Here is an 18675-nt window from a genome sequence, read left to right as displayed (position 1 = left end):
TTTATAATACTGAAATATTAATGCTTTCAGTGAAGAAATGTAAAGTTTTAAGCCAAATCACTGACTTGGCAAAAAACATCTAATAATGGCCGCGTCAGCAAAGGATAACGCCAACCCAATAGATAAGCAGGTAGATCCTGTTCTGTGCGTTGCAACAGCGCATGCTGATGCAAGGCATTCAACCACTTTTTACGCATCAAGACTTCTTTAGGAATACCTGTTTCTGCCACGGCGTTTGCTAAAATCTGCTCAATCTGTTCGCTGAGTTGTTGCGAAGCACGTAATGGTCGTGGTAAGCGCTCTGGCCACTGCTCTGGCTCAGGTAAATCTTTAAGCAAAGCCAAAATCGTTTTGCCGTATTCACGTACAATATTGGCCCGAATATCTTTTACTGTGGCCAATACAAACGGATTGCGCGGATTTTTCTCAACCACATCCAATAAACTTGAATTTTTAAGAATAAAGCTTTTGGGAATATTTAAGGCTTTGGCGAGTTCGTCACGCCACACTGCTAGACGCTGCAATTGCATTAACTGACGGCGTGAATGACGGTAATTACCCACATCCTGATATAAATCTTGAGTCGCTGTGTGTTGACCAATCTCATAGGTGAGATGACGGCAATCTTCTAATACCCACTCTAGCATGCCTTTAGCACGTAGCTCAGTCTGAATTTTTTCTGACAACTGCATAATATACAGTACATCATTGGCTGCATAATTGAGCTGCTCTTGACTTAAAGGACGCGCTAACCAGTCGGAACGGGTTTGGTCTTTATCAATCTCAATATTGAGCAAGGTTTTCAGCGCATTCTGATAACTGACTTGCAGACCATAACCTAAAAAGGATAAAGCCACTTGCGTATCAAACACATTATTGAGGTTATTTTGCTGTGCGTAATGGTAGATCAGATCAATATCTTCCCCACAGGCATGAAAAATATTTTGCTTAGCAGCAAATATTTTTTGCCAAAAGGCGCTTAAATCTAATGTAGTTCCATCGAGTAAATAGACTTGATTGGCAACATTAATTTGAAAAACACCAAGTTTTGGCCAAAGAGTGTCCACTTTAATAAATTCGGTGTCTAAACCGTAAGTCGAACACTGTTCCATTTGCCCTAAAATTGGCTCCAAGTCTTTTTGCTGTTGGATAAACTGAAACATATCTTAGATTGTCGTTGGATAGTTTTTTAACCCCATTATTTTAGCTACATCTATATAATTTAGATATAAAAAAATATAATTTTATGTGCTTTATTTCACATTTTATTTAAATTTTCTCGAGGATATATAAAGATACTTATATTTTTTTTATATAAAAGTTAAAACGCATAAAAATTTATTTCATGCGCATTCGATTATACACAGCTTGGCTTAAAGTATGACTATCCACATATTCAAGTTCGCCCCCTTGTGGCACGCCTTGGGCAATACGGGTCATGGTAATCGGTAAATGCTTACTGGCTTCTAATAAGTAGTGCGCCGTGGCTTGACCTTCTACTGTCGCATTGGTGGCTAAAATGACTTCTTTAATCTCGCCTTGGGTTAAACGCTGCAACAAGTATGGAATACCAATTTCTTCAGGGCCAATACCATCGAGTGGTGATAAATGCCCACCTAAGACATGATATTTACCACGAAAGCTACCACTTTGCTCAATCGCCATGACATCGGCGGGTGATTCCACTACACACAGCAACTCAGCATCACGGTCATGAGCTGCACAAATTTCACACACATCATCTTCGGTTAAAGAATGACAAATGCTGCATGCATGTAAGCTATTACCCGCTTCAGTTAAAGCATGTGCAAGTTGATAAGCACCTTCACGGTTTTTTAACATTAAATGTAATGCCATGCGCTGAGCCGATTTCGGCCCAACGCTAGGTAGAACACGTAATGCTTGTACCAGTTGATCAAAACGATCACTAAACATTACCTTAATTCCTTAGAACATACCCGCAAGACCAGGCGGTAGGCCCATGCCTTGATTCGCAGATTTCATGGTTTCTTCAGAAATCGCTTCTGCTTGACGCGCTGCATCATTCATTGCTGCTGCAATTAGGTCTTCAATCATATCTGCATCGTCTTGTAATAATTCAGGATCGATTTGAATACGTTTCACCACATTGCGGCAAGTCATGGTTACTTTGACTAAACCGCCACCCGCTTCTGCGTGCACTTCAGTTTGCGCCAGCTGTTCTTTAGCCTTCTTCACGTTGGCTTCCATGTCTTTTTGCATGCGCTGTGCTTGCTGCATCAACATATTAATGTTCATAAAAATCTCCGAAAAAACGTAATAATTAGATCAGATCTAATCCGCGAGAAAGATCGCGAATAATATCATCAATATCTTCTAAACCAACAGACACGCGGATCAAACCTTCACGAATACCAGCTGCAGCTTTGGCATCTGCTGATAATTTGCCATGTGTGGTGGTGGCAGGATGAGTAATGGTTGATTTTGCATCACCCAAATTACCAGTAATTGAAATAAATTGGGTATTGTCGATGACTTTCCAAGCGCCTTCACGTTCGCCTTTCACTTCAAAGGAAACAATGCCACCAAAACCAGTTTGTTGTTTTGCTGCTAATTCATGACCCACGTGTGCCGGTAGACCTGCGTAGTACACTTTTTCAACTTTATCATGTGCATCTAAAAATTCTGCTAATTTTTGTGCACTCGCTGAATGTTCACGCATACGTAAACGCAGTGTTTCTAAACCTTTTAAGAATACCCAAGCGTTAAATGGGCTCATTGATGGGCCGGTAGTACGTACATAACCAAATACATCTTCAAGTAAGGCATGATTACCCACCACTGCACCACCTAAAGCACGACCTTGACCATCTAAGTATTTAGTTGCTGAATACACCACCAAGTCAGCACCAAATTTTAGCGGTTGCTGTAATACCGGCGTACAGAAGCTGTTATCAATAGCAAGTAAAGCGCCATTTGCATGGGCAATATCCGCTAAAGCTTGAATATCAGCCACTTCAGCAAGTGGGTTAGATGGTGATTCTACAAATAAAAGTTTAGTCGTTGGTTGAACTGCATTTTTCCATGCATCTAGATCGGTTAAATCGACAAAATCAACTGCAACACCAAACTTCGCCACATATTTTTCAAACATCGCCACAGTCGAACCAAACACGGCGCGTGAACAAATCACATGATCGCCTTGTTTTAAATACGACATTGCTACAGCCATAATGGCAGCCATACCCGAACTTGTTGCCACGGCACGTTCTGCACCTTCTAACGCTGCAAGACGTTTTTCAAACATTGCAACGGTAGGATTAGTAAAACGTGAATAGATATTACCCGGCTCTTGACCTGAGAACTTCGCTGCAGCTTCTGCGGCATTGGCATACACAAAAGATGAGGTTAAGAAGATTGGCTCGCCGTGTTCACCCTCAAAGCTACGTGTGTGGCCGGTACGTAGTGCTAAAGTATCTAATTGGTATTCAAGATCGTCGTATTGGCTCATTATATTTTCAGTCCATGACTGCCTGTGTGAAGAATTGCCAACATTTTGAGCGCCTAGTATCTTATCGGTCAAGGTAAAATATACAATGATCGTTTAGACTTCGTCCAAATCTACTGCTAAAGATGTGCTATTTATGAGAAAGTTAGGCAAATTCAACCTGAAAAATCAAACAGATAAATTGAAAAACTTATCTACTCGGGTGTTTCGTAGTACCTCACTGGTGGTCTCGCAAAGCACACCGTATCAGGTGATTTTTGAGTATGAACATGCCAAAGTACGTCATTATCCTGCGGTAGAACGTAAATTTTTACAGCCTTTGGTGTTTATTCCACCACTTGCTGTGACTGTTTCGATTTACGATTTGTATCCTTATCGTTCTTTAGTCAATTACTTCCAGCAACAAGGCTTTGAAGTGTATTTACTCGATTGGGGACGCTTGAACTATAGCCATCACCAACTTAATTTTATGAGCTTCTTAGAAGACACGATTCCAGCGTGTTTAAGCTATATCCGTAAGCATGCCGATAGTGAGGAGGTCTCTCTACACGGATGGAGCATGGGGGGCTTATTCGCTACGCTGTATACCGCGCATCATCACTCCAAGCATATTAAAAACTTAATTACCTTAGGTGCGCCAATTGATACTTTCTTAACCGGTTGGCACGGCGAATTACTCAAACACACGCAAAAGATTTTACAACGCTATCCACGCCTTGCCGAGACACTGTATCAAGGCAAACTTCCCAAGAAAATGATTCAAACCCCCGGCAAACTCAATGCTTTTGTATTTAAGTTGTTAGATCCAAAAGGTTGGTTCAATGGTCATAAACGCTTTTTGCAAAATTTAGATGATCCACAAATTGTGCAAGAACATGCCACCATGGGCGCTTATTTAAACGACATGATTGATTACCCGGGTGGTATCAATCAAGACATGATGCTCAATATTTGGCTGCAAAACCCACTCAAAAACGGTCATATTCACTTAAATAATAAACTTATCGATTTAAAAAATATTCACTGCAATCTCTTGGTGGGCGCGGGTTTGCGCGATCAATTGGTCTCAGCCAAAGCGGTAGCGCCTTTATGTGAATTGACAAGTAGTACGGATGTCACGTTTACTCTGATCCCAGGTGGGCATATGGGGATTATGTCTAACCAAAATACAGCCAAGGAATTTTGGCCACAGATGGCGGCTTGGCTGACACAACGATCGACACAGATATAAAAAAGGGTATCCGCATGATTCAATCCGTTGCATTCATTGGTTTAGGCGCAATGGGCTACCGTATGGCAGCACACTTGGTAAATAATTTTGCACAGGTGTGGGTATGGAACCGTAATTTTGTTAAAGCCGAACAACATGCTGCTGAATATGGCTCACAAGCTGTAGAACTGGCGCAAGCCGTACAAGCCGATGTGATTTTTTCATGCTTACCCACCAGTCAAGATGTCATTGATTTAATAGAAACTGTGCAATTAAAACCTGGTTCAATTTGGGTCGATTGCACCAGCGGTGTGCCAGACAGCGCGCGTCTGTTACATAGCCGCCTCAAGGCCCAACAGATTGGCTTTTTAGATGCGCCAGTTTCAGGTCAAACCATTGGTGCTGAAAAAGGCACCCTAACTGTGATGATTGGCGGTGCTGCTCAAGATGTTGAACGCGCTTTACCTGCAATTGAATGTTTTGCTGAACTGATTCAACATGTGGGTGAACCCGGTGCAGGCTTTGCAGTAAAAGCGGTCAATAATATGCTGATGGCAGTGAATCTATGTGCGGCTTTAGAGGGTTTTGGCACATTAAAAGCGCACGGCGTAGATTTAAATGGCGCTTTAGCTTGTATTAATGCCTCAAGTGGCAAAAGTGGCGTCACCGAAAGCGTATTACCGCAACGCATTCTTAATCGTGAATTCCCATTGACCTTTGCGCTTCCATTATTAGCCAAAGATACTGGCATTGCGCTAGACTTAGTCCGTCAGGCTAAATTAGCAGCACCTGTCATTGCCCAAACTCAAAGTTTAGTGCAAGCAGCCAGCAACCAAACTGATCAGAGCAGTGATTTTTCTACCCTTGCCCACCTGTATGAAACTTGGAATAAAATTACAATTGAGTAAGCTTTAGTCATTGTATTTTGCATCCAGCACCCCAATATTAGAGGCATACATCATTTAATTCATGAAGGAATATCAACATGATGAAATTCACCATTGCAGCGATAGCAAGCTTAATGACCCTGTTGGCTGCAACCCACGCCACGGCCAATGAGCAGCAATGCCAGAAGCTGCAAGATGATCATGATGTGATTTATGCTTCTAAGGGCTTTTGCTTTAAAGACCCAGCCAAACAAGCTCGTTTTGATGGCAAAAACTGTCATTTGAGTAAAGAACCAAAGTTCTCAGAAAAAGAGCAACAACGTCTTGACCAAATCAAGCAAAAACAGAAAGAATTGAACTGTAAATAATTACAGCGATTTTTAAGGAAAAATCATGGCTTACGATGATCAAAACATTTTTGCTCGTATTTTACGTGGTGAGTTACCAGCCATTAAAGTCTACGAAGACGAACAGGTCTTAGCTTTTATGGATATCATGCCGCAAGCAGATGGCCATACTTTGGTGATTCCAAAGTCCCCTGCGGTAACATTGCTTGATTTAGCACCTGAAGCGGCGGCTTATACCATTCAAGTCGTGCAAAAAGTTGCCAAAGCTATGGAAAAAGCCTTAGACGTTCAAGGCATTGTCCTGATGCAACTCTCTGGTGCTGCTGCGGGTCAAACTGTACCGCATGTGCATTTTCATCTCATTCCAAGCTCTATTCATGAGTTAGGTAAACACGGCGCCGTAATGGGTGATCAAGTACAAATTCAAGCATTAGCAGAAAAAATTAAAGCCGCACTTTAAACACTTCTTCACAAACGGAGCTATTTGGCTCCGTTTTTTGTGCTTATTCTTGTGAATCGTCATCAAACTGCAATCATTTGTTCATTGAACTGTCTTATTTATTGACAATACTGAGCGCCAATAAAGCGCAGTAAATATTTCTTACTGCTCAGTTCTTTACTGGAGCAAACAATGAACAAAACACTTTGTGCACTGGCAATTGGGGCAACACTTTTTACACCAGCCTTAGCAATGGCAGCAGATATTAAACTTTATGGTCGTGCACACGTTTCTTTAGATTATTTAGATGACGGCAAAGATTATAATGAAGTGGCTTTATCGTCGAATGCTTCACGCTTAGGCTTTAAAGTTGAACATCAAGTCAACCCAAATTTAACCGCATTTGCACAAATCGAACAACAAATTAACTTCGCCAGCGGCGCAGATGACAGTAAAGATTCTGTTGATTTTTCCACGCGTGACACCTACGTTGGCTTAAAAGGTGACTTTGGTCAGGTCAAAGTGGGCCGTTTTGACTCACCATTTAAAGCCGCACGTAACCCAGTGAATTTCTTTGGTGACCAAGTCGGTGATTTACGTAATATCACCCGTGCTTATGATCATCGTTTTGACGAACGTAATCCAAATACCATCGAATACCAATCGCCAAAATTTGGGGGTGGTTTTACCGCTAAAGCGGCATTGTCTTTACACAATGGCACCATGATCGCCGATGAATCTACCGAAGCAAGCAACGAAAAATCTAAAGCCTATGATTTGGGCTTAAACTACAAAGCGGGTGATTTAGATTTAGCCGCAGCTTATGAGCATTATGAAGAAGATGTTAGCCGCGGTGAGCGTGATGGTTTCCGTTTAGCAGCAAGTTATAAAATTACACCTGCCTTTAACTTAGGTGGTTTATATCAGTTTACCAGCAGTGACAATGATGTAGGCGTGAATGCCGATGCGCATGTGCTTGGTGTAGCGGCCGACTATAAATTAGCAGCAAAAACCTCATTACGTGGTCAAGTCTTCCATCGTGAAGTTGATAGCGACGATGCCAACTCAACTTTATTGGCTTTAGGTCTAGAACATCGTTTAGATAGTCAGTTACGTATCTATAGCAACGTAGCTGCTGTGATGAATGATGACAATGCCACGTTAACACCATGGTCACAAGCACGCAGTAACAAGCCTGCCAAAGATCAAGGCGTAAATGCTGCGGGCGAAACCGCACTTGGTTTGTCTGTAGGTATGCGTTACGACTTCTAAGCTCGGCACAACTTCTTATAAAAAAGACCAGATTTCAATCTGGTCTTTTTTATTATTTAAGCTTAACGTTTTAAAAAACCTGACACCAAATTTAATACGTGTTGAATATCATCATTAGCTTCTTGCTTACTGGTCTTTTCACCTTGTGGGGTTAAAGAGTCAATAATCTCAGGTAAGACTTTTGAAATTGCGCCATACACATCTTGTTTATCGGTATGTGCTTGTTGCGCGACTTGCTCGACATCCTGATCATCAAACAAGCTTTGTACAGCCTGCCGATCCACACTCGCATTGGCACCCTCACCCGTGGATACCCAATCTTCCACTTGTGAGCTTAGACCTTGGCCACGTAACTTATCTAAAGCCCCTTGTAAACCGCCTTGTTTTTGAATCCAAGCCAATACCAAAGGCAACACAGCAATTAATAGGGTTTTTCCACCACCTGAGAAGCCAGCATTACTGCGCGGCTGTGCTTGAGGTTGCTGCTGTCCACCTAATTGACCTAAAACACTGCCTAAAATCCCCCCTAAGCCGCCTTGTGCACTGTTCTGACTGGATTGTCCACCAAGCTGACCCAAAACACTGCCCAAGATACCACCCAAGCCATTTTGCTGGCTTTGCTGTTGATTGCCACCTAGGGCTTGTTTAGCCAAAATCTCTACAATATTGCTTAAATTTGTCATTTCAACTGCCTAATTTTTGTCAAATCCCTCTCTTTCAGCATACGTATTTTGTAAAGTTTTTCCTTGACTGCTTTGTTAAGATTTGCAAGCTTACCAACGAAATTTATCCCAATTTTCAGGATTGGCCCAAAACTTAGCATTCAACCAATCTGGCACATGCTTATAGGTTAAAATATTAAATTGCCATAAAGCAAAATCATGTGCATGGCTCGTTTTATCAATCAGTTGGGTAAAGCCTAGTGCTCGTAGGAGTTTTTCATCGCTTAATGCAGCAACCACCACAATACGCTTCGCCATTAAATCACGCAGTTTAACCAACAGTTGTGATTTTTGCTGAACAGTATATTGCTGCATCTCTGGGCTGGTTAAGATCACTAGCGCCACATCATGACGCTGCTGAAAAGGCAGATTTAAAAACTCGGATACGTTAAAATATTGCCAAGCAAGTTTAGGGGCAATCTCGCTTAAGTCCTGCCCTAGACATAAGGCTGTGGTGATCGGCTGCACCTTGGATAAATCGTCTAGCATTAACGTGATGACACTTTCCTCAGCCATGAGCACATCCTCTTTTTCATTCAGTGAGTATTTATATGGAATATCAAGGCATTTGCCATAAAATGCATGCCGGTTTGCAAGACGTTAGTGTAACTGATCAACAAACACACAAGGCAAATGTTGAGTACAAATTTATTCTAGATCGCACAAAAATTGATCTACCTTTCGTTTTAGGTCAAGAAATTGAACTGGAATGGAGTGGCAATATTTATTGTGTGTCTTGCGGTCAAAAAACGCCGAAGTCTTATTCTCAAGGACATTGCTTTAAATGTTTTAAAACCAAAGCGTCTTGCGATATGTGCATTATGAAGCCTGAGACCTGTCATTATCATTTAGGCACCTGCCGTGAAGAGCAATTTGCCCAAGAGGTGTGTTTCCAACCGCATATTGTGTATTTAGCCAATTCTAGTGCATTAAAAGTCGGGATTACCCGTTTAGGACAAATGCCAACCCGTTGGCTCGATCAAGGCGCGACGCAAGCATTACCAATTATGCAAGTCGGCTCACGTCGTTTATCAGGGCAATTAGAGGTGATGTTTGGGGCCGAAGTGGCTGATAAAACCGATTGGCGTAAATTACTGAAAGGTGAAGCGCCTCCACTTGATCTCATTACAGTTCGCGATCAACTCTTAGATGATTTTGCCCCACAAATTGCCATGATTCGTGATGAATTTAGTATGAGTCTGGATTTTAACGAAGGCTTAGAGATTCTAGAGCATGAGCGTCCACGAGAGTTTATCTATCCTGTGGCAGCCTATCCTGAAAAAATTAAATCACATAATTTGGATAAAACCCCGAAAATTCGTGGCAAGTTACAAGGCATTAAAGGTCAGTATTTAATTTTAGATAACGGTGTCATTAACATTCGTAAATATACCGGTTATGAGCTCTGTATTCGTAGCGAATAAAAAAACCAGCCCGAGGGCTGGTTTTTTTATTATTTAATTTTGGCTTTAGATTTTAGATAACGGGTGTAATCATCTAATTCTTGTTCAGCACGCAACTTTTGATACAAACTCGCGAGCTCTTGTACTGCCTCTGGTGCTAAAGCATCGGTAGTCTTTTGTACCTTAGAAACACCTACGACAATCAATTCATTGGGTAAAGTCGCCGTGGTCACTGACCAATGACCTTCTTTTGGTGGCAAGACACTAAATGCAGCGCGCTCTACATCACGCTTTAATAAGCCTTGTGAGCGTGCAAATGTACCTGCATCTACAAAGTCGATAGCATGCTTAGCGCGAACTTGGGCTGCGGGCTGAGTTTTAAAGTCATTTAATGCAGCTTGAATTTTAGCAGTTGCAGCAGCAGCGGCTTTTTTCTCAATTAATGTGGCTTTTACGCGTGGCATAGCTTCCACTAAGCTTTGCACACCAGCCGCATGGTAATCACGGACTTTAACCCAAGCCACATCACCATTGGCTAACTGAATACTGCTTGAGGCATTGCGGTCACCATTTTGTACATCACTATTAAACAGCTTAGTTTTTACATTTGGATCACTTAATACAGGATGCTGTGTACTTAAAGTCATGCCTTTTAAGCTTTGTACTTGAGTGCCTTTCACTTCTTGCGACACAACATCTAAGGCATCGCTGCTAATTACCAATTCATTTAAAGCATTGACACGGTCAGAGAAAGCATTCGCTTGTTTTGTTTTTAAGATTTCCGCCTCTAAACGTGGCTTTTCTTGCGCCAAGCTTGGCACATTGATAGCTGCTGCTTGCGCTTGAATAACATGGAAACCATATTGAGTTTTCACAACATCAACTTGGCCTGCTTTGCTGGCTGCTACCGCTTGATCAAAATCATCGCCAAATACACCTTTGGCATACCCTTCAATCACACCGCCTTTGGCTTTAGAATCTGGATCTTCTGAATATTTTTGTGCAGTGGCTGCAAATGTTGCCCCTTTGGCAATTTCTGCTTGTGCCGCTGTTGCACGCTGTTTAGCTTCAGCTTCAGAACGCCCATCTAAAGTCACTAAGATATGTTTCACTTGTGCTGGAGCATTGCTTTGTTGAGATGCCACAAACTTATCATATGCTGCTTGTAGCTCTGCTGCAGTTACAGTGGGTTGTGCTGTACTCATACTGCTTGGTGTGAACACAATATAGTCCACATCCACACTGGCTACTTGCTTAAAGGTATTTTTATGTTGGTTATAGTAATTGGTGATGTCTTGTTCAGAAACTTGAACTGCTTTTTTATAGTCATCAAGTTTAATGCTAGCCAAATGTAAAGTACGCTGTTCAGTTTGTAAGTTTACAATTTGCTGAATATCATTTTTGCTCACCAACGCATGTTCTAAAAATGAATTACTCAACATTTTTAAGGCGTGATCTTGGCGTAAATTCGCAATTAAGCTTTGGCTCGTCATCCCTACAGAACGCAAGTAATTGGCATACAAAGTTTCTGAAAATTGACCATTTTCTTGAAAGCTCGGTTGTTGCGCGATCATTTGTTCAATTTGCGCATCGCTTAAAGAAATACCTAGTTTTTGTGCTTGCTGTAATAGTAAGGTACGGGCTACTAAGCTATCTAAGGCTTTATTTTCAATAAAACGCTCATTGAGCAAAGTCTCATCACCATTCACATAAGATAGATATTGCTGTTTAAACGACTTGGTAAGTGCTTCTAATTCTTTTTTAGAAATTTCATCGCCATTGACCAATTGAGCCGTGTCTTCAGATTTGCCACCGCTAAAATATCCTTCAATACCTACAAGCGCTAAAGGGGTTAAAAACAACACCAGCAGGACTTTACCTAGCCAACCCTTAATAACTTTGCGAAAAGCTTCCATAAGTATTCCAATATTTTATTTGCGGGGAATTTTAACCGAAAACCCCTATTGAATGAATCGTCGTACGGTACAAAAACCGTGATTTCATAAAAAAACGCGCCTGAGCGCGTCCTTAAACACAACAGGGCTTACGCGATTGCATCTTTTAAGCCTTTACCTGCTTTAAAACCTGGAACTTTGCTGGCTTTAATTTCTAAAGTTTCGCCAGTTTGTGGGTTACGACCTGTGCGTGCAGCGCGTTCTTTTACTGCAAAAGTACCAAAACCGACTAAAGTAACTGTATCACCTGCTTTTAGTGCAGTTGTAATTGACGCAATTGTTGCATCCAATGCTTTACCCGCATCAGTTTTTGACAGTCCACCATTCTCTGCAATTGCATCGATTAATTCTGATTTATTCATGAAAATTACGTCCTCTTAATCTCTTTATTCAAGATCTAAACTATAACTAAAAACCTGTATAACGCCTTTATAGCAATGCTTTAGTGCAAAACGCAATACTATCTTGCTGCTTTTATTAAAAATAATAAAAATAAAGAAATCCTGTGCGACTAAAGCTTAAGGTTTAGGATGCAATTGCTGCTTGAGTTGTTGATTTTCTTGTGCCAAGGCATCAACCTTATGATGTAACTGTAAAATAAGTTGTTCTAAATATTGAATATCCTTATGTGTCGCAAGGCCAACTTTATTTAGAGATTGCTGCACGCGCTGATCCCAACCTTTATCAAGCTTTTCTGGCGGCTCATCGCTTGCTTTTGGGGTATTTTTTACTGTCTCTAGCGCTGTTTTTGCACTTTCAGCAATATTTGATTCAAGTTCTTCACCCATCTTTACTAAATTTTCAAAGAGTTTAGAACCCTCTTCTTCAGCACGTGAAAATGCACCTAAACCTGCTAGCCAAATTTGCTGAGTATATTTACGAAAATCCAGCATATTTTTGCGTGTATTTTCTAGACGTTTAGGTTTCTCATGTGAGTCTATATTACTTAGGCTATTTTGTGTGTTTTTATCCTGCTGTTGTGTTGGCATACGTTGCCTCCTTGCTTATTTTGTGTACGGTTTTAACATCAAAAAGTGGATTTATCTTATAATAGCAAAGCTAACACTTGAACGTTTTGTAAAACTGTTCTACAAAGCTGTGGCGAATTTCTATTTATTGGGCAAGGATGGTTTATGAGTCAACGTAATAAGAAGCAACAAGCACCCGTGATTCTAGAGATGAGCATGGTCGCGCTTGAAACTTTATTTACTTTTGTATTACAACACGACCCTGTTATTGCTCACCAAGCTCAAAAATTCGTAGACCAAAATATTCGCCTAAAAATTAACAGTTATGTGCCCTACTTCGACTTTTATGTTGAATTCAACCAAAATGGTATTTTGTTTGATACCCAAGCACCAAGCCAAGCTGTCGATCTAGACATCCGTACCACGTTAATGGATTTAGTCAAAATCTTTGTTATGGGTAATAAGCGCAGTATTCGTGCAATGCGTATCCAAGGCGATGTAACCTTAAAAGATGAATTTCGCGACTTAGCTTTAATGTTTAGTTTACCTAAAGTATTGTCTGACTGGAAACAATGGCTTAAAGAGCCTTCAGAGAGTACGGATTTAGTCTCTTCTAAACAGCGCATTCATCCTTTATTAGAAAAAATTGATGATCAACGCACGCAAATTAATCGTTTACAAGTTGAACTTAAACAATATAAAAACCGTGTTCGTCACTTACAAAGCAAGCAAAAACGCTTAAATTTTATATTTTCAAGCCTGATACTGCTTTTAATTGTAATATTGTTGTATACTATTTTCTTCGCATAAAGTATTCATTTTCTAAAAAATTAAAAGCAATTTTCGCCCAATAAAAAAACTTGACTATTTTAGTCAGGATTCTTAAAATCACCTTATCTAGTCTTAACATGTGTATCGAATCATGCGCTTAACAACTCGCGGTCGCTACGCAGTGACTGCACTCCTTGACTTAGCTTTGCAGCCAACTGAACAAACGATCACGCTTGCTGAAATTGCAGCACGCCAAACGATTTCTGTTGCTTATTTAGAGCAGTTATTTGCGAAGCTCAAGCGTCACGGCCTAGTGTCTAGTGTGCGAGGTGCCAATGGTGGTTACCATTTAGCGCGTAGTGCAGATGATATTACCGTGTTAGAAATCATTGAGGCTGTAAATGAAACCGTAGACGCGACACGTTGTGACCATAAAGGTAATTGCCAAAATGGTGCAATGTGCTTAACTCACGATTTATGGCAGGAACTCTCCCATCACATCGCCGATTATCTTGCAAAAATCTCACTTGCTGACTTAATCGCCCGTGACAACGTACAAACCGTTGCCATTCGCCAAAATTCAGCATCTTTTGATTCAGCCCTTTTATCGGTTACAGGTATTTGACATGAAACGTCCGATTTATCTTGATTACGCAGCAACAACTCCTGTTGACCCTCAAGTTGCAGAACGCATGGTAGAGTGCCTTACGTTTGAAGGTACTTTTGGTAATGCAGCATCTCGCTCACATGCTTATGGCTGGCAAGCAGAAGAAAAAGTAGAATATGCCCGTGAACAAGTGGCGAACCTAATCAAAGCTGATCCACGTGAGATTGTGTGGACTTCTGGTGCAACAGAATCAGATAACTTAGCGCTTAAAGGCATAGCACAGTTCTACGGTTCAAAAGGTAAGCACATTATTACCTCTAAAATTGAACATAAAGCAATTTTAGATACATGCCGTGAGCTTGAATCTGAAGGTTTTGAGATCACTTATCTTGAGCCTCAACCACAAACAGGTTTAATTACTCCTGAGATGGTGGAAGCTGCGATTCGTCCAGATACAATTTTAGTATCACTGATGATGGTCAATAACGAAATCGGTACCATTACTGACGTTGCTGCAATTGGTGAGATCACTCGCGCGAAGAAAATTTTCTTCCACGTTGATGCAGCTCAAGCAGCAGGTAAAGTTGAAATCGACCTTTCAACCATGAAAATTGATTTAATGAGCTTCTCAGCGCATAAAATCTATGGTCCTAAAGGTATTGGTGCACTTTACGTTCGCCGTCAACCACGTGTACGTCTAAAAGCGCAAATGCATGGTGGTGGTCATGAGCGTGGTATGCGTTCAGGTACAATTGCGACTCACCAAATCGTGGGTATGGGTGAAGCATTTGAACTTGCAGGTAAAAACCTAGCTGCAGAACAAGCGCGTATTCGTGTATTACGTGACAAATTATGGAACGGTTTGCAAGGTTTAGAACAAGTGTTCTTAAACGGTCACCCAACCTATAACGTAGCAAACTACTTAAATGTAAGCTTCAACTTTGTTGAAGGTGAATCATTGATGATGGCGCTTAAAGATGCTGCCGTATCATCTGGTTCTGCATGTACATCAGCAACGCTTGAGCCTTCGTATGTACTACGTGCGCTTGGTCTGTCTGATGAGCTTGCACACAGCTCTATCCGCTTCAGCTTTGGTAAATACACCACTGAAGAAGATATTGATCACGTGTTGAGCATCACCCAAGCTGCTGTTGAGAAGTTACGTGAACTTTCTCCGCTTTGGGATATGTATAAAGAAGGTATTGACCTCTCTAAAGTTGAGTGGACTGAACACTAATTTGAGTTTGAGATTGTGGCTTTAGTGTCACAATCTCATTGAATTTCATGTTTTAACCCTCATATTAAATATTAACGCTGACCCCGAGGTTTGGAGAAGCAACATGGCTTATAGCGAAAAAGTGATCGATCATTACGAAAATCCTCGTAATGTTGGTGTATTAGATAAAAATGCTGAAAACGTAGGTACAGGTATGGTGGGTGCACCTGCATGTGGCGACGTTATGCGTTTACAAATTCAAGTGAATGACGAAGGCGTGATTGAAGAAGCACGTTTTAAAACTTATGGTTGCGGTTCTGCAATTGCATCAAGTTCACTGGTAACTGAATGGTTAAAAGGTAAAACTTTAGATCAAGCTCAAGCAATTAAAAATATTGACATTGCAACTGAACTGGCATTACCACCAGTAAAAGTACACTGCTCTGTACTTGCTGAAGATGCAATTAAAGCAGCGGTAGAAGACTACCGTGCCAAGCAAACTGACAAAGCTTAATTGTTCTGAGTTTTAGATTGAATTTAACGGAGTTTTCATGATCAATTTAACTGAAAATGCTGCAGCTCATATCAGCAATTACCTGAAAAATCGTGGTAAGGGTGAAGGCATTCGCGTTGGTGTGAAAACTTCAGGCTGTTCAGGCTTAGCATATGTGCTTGAGTTCGTTGACGAAGTTGATACACATGACCAAATGTTTGAACAATTTGGTGTAAAAGTCTTTGTTGACCCAAAAAGCTTAGTTTATCTCGAAGGTATGGAGATGGATTACGTAAAAAATGGGCTTAACGAAGGCTTCGAATTTAATAATCCAAATAAAAAAGGCGAATGTGGCTGCGGCGAATCTTTTACAGTTTAAGCCCTCCTCGTTGTCTTATTTTGCATTAAAACAGTGTCACTTACACTGTTTTAATTGCATTTAACCTCAGTAAAATTAGCCGGAATCTCCCATGAATCATTTTGAGCTGTTCAATCTTCCTGTAGCACTCGATATTGATTTAGCTACTTTAAAAGCCGAATTTTTAAAGTTGCAGCAACAATATCATCCTGATAAAGCCAGTGATAAAGATCAAGCCCTGATCAAATCTAGCGAGATCAATCAGGCCTATAAAGTGTTATCTCAGGTTGATAGCCGTGCGGGATATTTATTAGGCTTAAAGAAACAAGATTATCATCTCGATCAATCGATTAGTGATTTTGAATTTTTGCAAGATGCCCTTGAAATTCGTGAACAGCTTGATGACGCGCGTTCAAGTGAAGAATTACAATCGTTAAAAGTTGAAGTACAACAATGGATTGACGGCTTAGTTCGTGAATTTAAAATTGATTATGATGATGAAGATTGGGGGGAAGCGCGCGATACAGTGCGTAAACTACGTTTCTTTGTCAAAGTCATGGCCGACATTGAAAAAGCTGAAGATCGCATCTTAGATGATGAAGACTTTGATTTAGATGATGATTTTTAATTGATGTATTTATTTTTAGTTCAAAGGATGTAACGCATGGCGCTCTTGCAAATTGCAGAACCTGGTCAATCAAGTGCACCGCATGAACACCGTATTGCGATTGGCATCGATTTAGGCACTACACATTCATTAGTTGCGACGGTACTTTCGGGTCAAGCCAAAGTCCTGCATGATCAACAAGGTCGAGTGTTACTCCCTTCGATTGCTCACTATAATGAACAACGTGCGGTTTATGGTGATGAAGCCAAAGCATTTATTACTCAAGACCCTAAAAACACCATTGTTTCAGTGAAGCGTTTTATGGGTCGTTCAAAAGCCGACATTAAGTTTCAGCACCCTTATGAATTAATGGGTGAAGACAATCAAATGCCTGCTTTTGCTACAGCGCAAGGTCCAAAGACACCGGTAGAGATTTCGGCTGAAATTTTAAACCAGCTTAAACTGCGTGCTGAAGATAGCCTAAAAAATCCAATTAATGGTGCGGTGATTACTGTACCGGCTTATTTTGATGAAGCGCAGCGCCAAGCGACACGTGATGCTGCGGAGCTTGCTGGCTTAAATGTATTACGTTTACTGAATGAACCAACTGCTGCTGCGGTGGCGTATGGTCTCGATCAAGATGCGAATTTAGCTACTGACCGTAACTACGTGATTTACGACTTAGGCGGTGGTACATTTGACGTTTCCATCTTACGTTTCTCTCAAGGCGTATTTGAAGTATTAGCAACTGGTGGTCACACTGCATTAGGTGGTGACGACCTCGATCGCTTAATCGTGAAATGGGCTAAAAAACAGCTCAATATTGATATCCTCGATGATCATCAATATTCGCAAGTTTTAGTTGCTGCACGTCAAGCCAAAGAAGCACTTACCGAACAAGACAGCGTTGCCCTGCAAGTTTTAGACGTAACATTGACCTTAGATCGTGCTAGCTTTGAAGCGATTATTAAAGTTGCTTTAGATAAAACCATCAGTGTATGTAAACGTGTATTACGTGATGCCAAACTCGAACTGAGCGACATTCAAAACGTGGTGTTAGTCGGTGGCTCAACACGTTCTTATGCTGTGAAAAAAGCTGTGCGTGAAGTCTTTGCGCAAGAACCACTGTGTACCATTAACCCAGATGAAGTGGTTGCGATTGGTGCCTCAATTACTGCCAATCAACTCATTGGTAACAGTACCGATGGTTCTTTACTGCTTGATGTCACACCGTTGTCTTTAGGTTTAGAAACCATGGGGGGCTTGGTTGAGCGTCTGATTTCACGTAACACTGCAATTCCTGTGGCACGTCGTCAAGAGTTTACCACCTATCAAGATGGTCAAACTGCGATGTTAATCCACGTAGTGCAAGGTGAACGTGATTTAGTTGAACACTGCCGTAGCTTAGGTCGTTTTGTATTGCGTGGTATTCCACCAATGACGGCGGGTCAAGCACGTATTGAAGTGACTTTCCAAGTCGATGCAGATGGTCTACTCAGTGTTGCAGCCAAAGAAACGACTTCTGGTGTAAATGCACATATTGATATCAAACCGTCTTATGGTCTATCTGATCAAGATATGGAGCGTTTATTACTCGATGGTTTTAAGTTTGCCGAAGTGGATAAAGAACTGCGTCAGCTCAATGAAACTAAAGTTGAAGCAAAACGTGAACTTGAAGCGCTAGCACCTGCCCTACAAGCCGATGCACATTTATTAGATCAAGCGCAACGTACAGCAATTGAAGCGGCACAAGCAGCTCTTGAAAGCACATTAAATGGCACAGATCTTCCAGCCATTGAACAGGCGGTGGCAGCATTAAAAGTCCATACCGACGCTTTTGCTGCGCTACGAATGAACCAACATATTGATGCTGCTTTAAAAGGCACCAAATTAGATGACTGGTCTAACTCAAATTAATTTATAGGTAACGACT

Annotated in this window: 21 protein-coding genes and 1 pseudogene; 13 read left to right on the top strand and 9 right to left on the bottom strand. The window is 41.1% G+C overall.

All coding sequences use genetic code 11. From position 1 onward, the window contains the following. Nucleotides 1-47 precede the first annotated feature (47 nt). The 4 genes from CYK47_RS10510 to CYK47_RS10495 all read right to left on the bottom strand — a co-directional run bounded on the left by CYK47_RS10510 (nucleotide 48) and on the right by CYK47_RS10495 (nucleotide 3490). A complete protein-coding gene (locus tag CYK47_RS10510; RefSeq protein ID WP_122901535.1) occupies nucleotides 48-1163 on the bottom strand; it encodes a ribonuclease D in 1116 nt (371 codons plus the stop codon). Nucleotides 1164-1338: 175 nt separating this feature from the next. Further along, on the bottom strand, nucleotides 1339-1935 hold the full coding sequence (gene recR, locus CYK47_RS10505; protein WP_122901533.1) for a recombination mediator RecR: 597 nt from the start codon (nucleotides 1933-1935) through the stop codon (nucleotides 1339-1341). A gap of 12 nt (nucleotides 1936-1947) precedes the next feature. Then, nucleotides 1948-2277, bottom strand: coding sequence for a YbaB/EbfC family nucleoid-associated protein (locus CYK47_RS10500; protein ID WP_122901531.1), 330 nt, complete (start codon nucleotides 2275-2277; stop codon nucleotides 1948-1950). Between the two features lie 25 nt (nucleotides 2278-2302). Further along, nucleotides 2303-3490 carry an O-succinylhomoserine sulfhydrylase gene (locus CYK47_RS10495; RefSeq protein ID WP_122901530.1) on the bottom strand — a complete coding sequence of 396 codons (1188 nt, stop codon included), beginning with the start codon at nucleotides 3488-3490 and terminating at the stop codon, nucleotides 2303-2305. 133 nt (nucleotides 3491-3623) lie between these two features. Between CYK47_RS10495 and CYK47_RS10490 the strand changes: the two genes are divergently transcribed. The 5 genes from CYK47_RS10490 to CYK47_RS10470 all read left to right on the top strand — a co-directional run bounded on the left by CYK47_RS10490 (nucleotide 3624) and on the right by CYK47_RS10470 (nucleotide 7642). Further along, nucleotides 3624-4718 (top strand): alpha/beta fold hydrolase, encoded by a 1095-nt coding sequence (locus CYK47_RS10490; RefSeq protein ID WP_122901529.1) that lies wholly within the window; start codon nucleotides 3624-3626, stop codon nucleotides 4716-4718. Between the two features lie 14 nt (nucleotides 4719-4732). After that, nucleotides 4733-5605 carry an NAD(P)-dependent oxidoreductase gene (locus tag CYK47_RS10485; protein WP_122901527.1) on the top strand — a complete coding sequence of 291 codons (873 nt, stop codon included), beginning with the start codon at nucleotides 4733-4735 and terminating at the stop codon, nucleotides 5603-5605. 77 nt (nucleotides 5606-5682) lie between these two features. After that, nucleotides 5683-5952: a YARHG domain-containing protein gene (locus tag CYK47_RS10480; RefSeq protein WP_122901525.1), complete on the top strand. Its 270-nt coding sequence runs from the start codon at nucleotides 5683-5685 to the stop codon at nucleotides 5950-5952. A gap of 25 nt (nucleotides 5953-5977) precedes the next feature. Beyond that, nucleotides 5978-6391 carry an HIT family protein gene (locus CYK47_RS10475; protein WP_122901523.1) on the top strand — a complete coding sequence of 138 codons (414 nt, stop codon included), beginning with the start codon at nucleotides 5978-5980 and terminating at the stop codon, nucleotides 6389-6391. A gap of 171 nt (nucleotides 6392-6562) precedes the next feature. Then, nucleotides 6563-7642 carry a porin gene (locus CYK47_RS10470; RefSeq protein WP_122901521.1) on the top strand — a complete coding sequence of 360 codons (1080 nt, stop codon included), beginning with the start codon at nucleotides 6563-6565 and terminating at the stop codon, nucleotides 7640-7642. Nucleotides 7643-7704: 62 nt separating this feature from the next. Here CYK47_RS10470 and CYK47_RS10465 read toward each other — a convergent pair whose 3' ends face one another. Beyond that, nucleotides 7705-8325 carry a YidB family protein gene (locus CYK47_RS10465; protein ID WP_122901519.1) on the bottom strand — a complete coding sequence of 207 codons (621 nt, stop codon included), beginning with the start codon at nucleotides 8323-8325 and terminating at the stop codon, nucleotides 7705-7707. Between the two features lie 90 nt (nucleotides 8326-8415). Next, a complete protein-coding gene (locus CYK47_RS10460) occupies nucleotides 8416-8880 on the bottom strand; it encodes a DUF6231 family protein (RefSeq protein ID WP_122901517.1) in 465 nt (154 codons plus the stop codon). Nucleotides 8881-8915: 35 nt separating this feature from the next. Between CYK47_RS10460 and CYK47_RS10455 the strand changes: the two genes are divergently transcribed. Beyond that, nucleotides 8916-9788, top strand: coding sequence for a DUF2797 domain-containing protein (locus CYK47_RS10455; RefSeq protein WP_122901515.1), 873 nt, complete (start codon nucleotides 8916-8918; stop codon nucleotides 9786-9788). Between the two features lie 29 nt (nucleotides 9789-9817). Here the strand turns inward: CYK47_RS10455 and CYK47_RS10450 are convergent, their stop codons facing one another. The 3 genes and pseudogenes from CYK47_RS10450 to CYK47_RS10440 all read right to left on the bottom strand — a co-directional run. Further along, a complete protein-coding gene (locus CYK47_RS10450; protein ID WP_122901513.1) occupies nucleotides 9818-11683 on the bottom strand; it encodes a SurA N-terminal domain-containing protein in 1866 nt (621 codons plus the stop codon). A gap of 128 nt (nucleotides 11684-11811) precedes the next feature. After that, the gene (hbs, locus tag CYK47_RS10445) at nucleotides 11812-12084 is read right to left on the bottom strand and encodes a non-specific DNA-binding protein Hbs (protein WP_122901511.1); all 273 of its coding nucleotides are present in this window, start codon (nucleotides 12082-12084) and stop codon (nucleotides 11812-11814) included. Between the two features lie 156 nt (nucleotides 12085-12240). Beyond that, nucleotides 12241-12624, bottom strand: a pseudogene (locus tag CYK47_RS10440) (phasin family protein); the annotation flags it as partial. Nucleotides 12625-12855: 231 nt separating this feature from the next. Between CYK47_RS10440 and CYK47_RS10435 the strand changes: the two are divergent. The 7 genes from CYK47_RS10435 to hscA all read left to right on the top strand — a co-directional run bounded on the left by CYK47_RS10435 (nucleotide 12856) and on the right by hscA (nucleotide 18659). After that, entirely contained in the window at nucleotides 12856-13500 is a 645-nt protein-coding gene (locus CYK47_RS10435) for a hypothetical protein (protein WP_122901507.1), read from the top strand. A 112-nt stretch (nucleotides 13501-13612) separates the two neighbouring features. Beyond that, complete coding sequence (locus CYK47_RS10430; protein ID WP_122901505.1) at nucleotides 13613-14086, top strand: Rrf2 family transcriptional regulator; 474 nt, start codon at nucleotides 13613-13615, stop codon at nucleotides 14084-14086. Between the two features lies 1 nt (nucleotide 14087). Further along, nucleotides 14088-15305 carry an IscS subfamily cysteine desulfurase gene (locus tag CYK47_RS10425; protein ID WP_122901503.1) on the top strand — a complete coding sequence of 406 codons (1218 nt, stop codon included), beginning with the start codon at nucleotides 14088-14090 and terminating at the stop codon, nucleotides 15303-15305. A 103-nt stretch (nucleotides 15306-15408) separates the two neighbouring features. Continuing rightward, nucleotides 15409-15798 (top strand): Fe-S cluster assembly scaffold IscU, encoded by a 390-nt coding sequence (gene iscU, locus CYK47_RS10420; protein WP_122901501.1) that lies wholly within the window; start codon nucleotides 15409-15411, stop codon nucleotides 15796-15798. A gap of 37 nt (nucleotides 15799-15835) precedes the next feature. Next, nucleotides 15836-16156 carry an iron-sulfur cluster assembly protein IscA gene (iscA, locus tag CYK47_RS10415; protein WP_122901498.1) on the top strand — a complete coding sequence of 107 codons (321 nt, stop codon included), beginning with the start codon at nucleotides 15836-15838 and terminating at the stop codon, nucleotides 16154-16156. A 91-nt stretch (nucleotides 16157-16247) separates the two neighbouring features. Continuing rightward, the gene (hscB, locus tag CYK47_RS10410; protein ID WP_122901497.1) at nucleotides 16248-16763 is read left to right on the top strand and encodes a Fe-S protein assembly co-chaperone HscB; all 516 of its coding nucleotides are present in this window, start codon (nucleotides 16248-16250) and stop codon (nucleotides 16761-16763) included. 36 nt (nucleotides 16764-16799) lie between these two features. Beyond that, nucleotides 16800-18659, top strand: coding sequence for a Fe-S protein assembly chaperone HscA (gene hscA / locus CYK47_RS10405; protein WP_122901495.1), 1860 nt, complete (start codon nucleotides 16800-16802; stop codon nucleotides 18657-18659). Nucleotides 18660-18675 lie beyond the last annotated feature (16 nt).

Source organism: Acinetobacter sp. B51(2017) (genome assembly GCF_003711395.1).
Classification (GTDB): domain Bacteria; phylum Pseudomonadota; class Gammaproteobacteria; order Pseudomonadales; family Moraxellaceae; genus Acinetobacter.
This window is presented reverse-complemented; position numbering and strand designations above follow the sequence as displayed.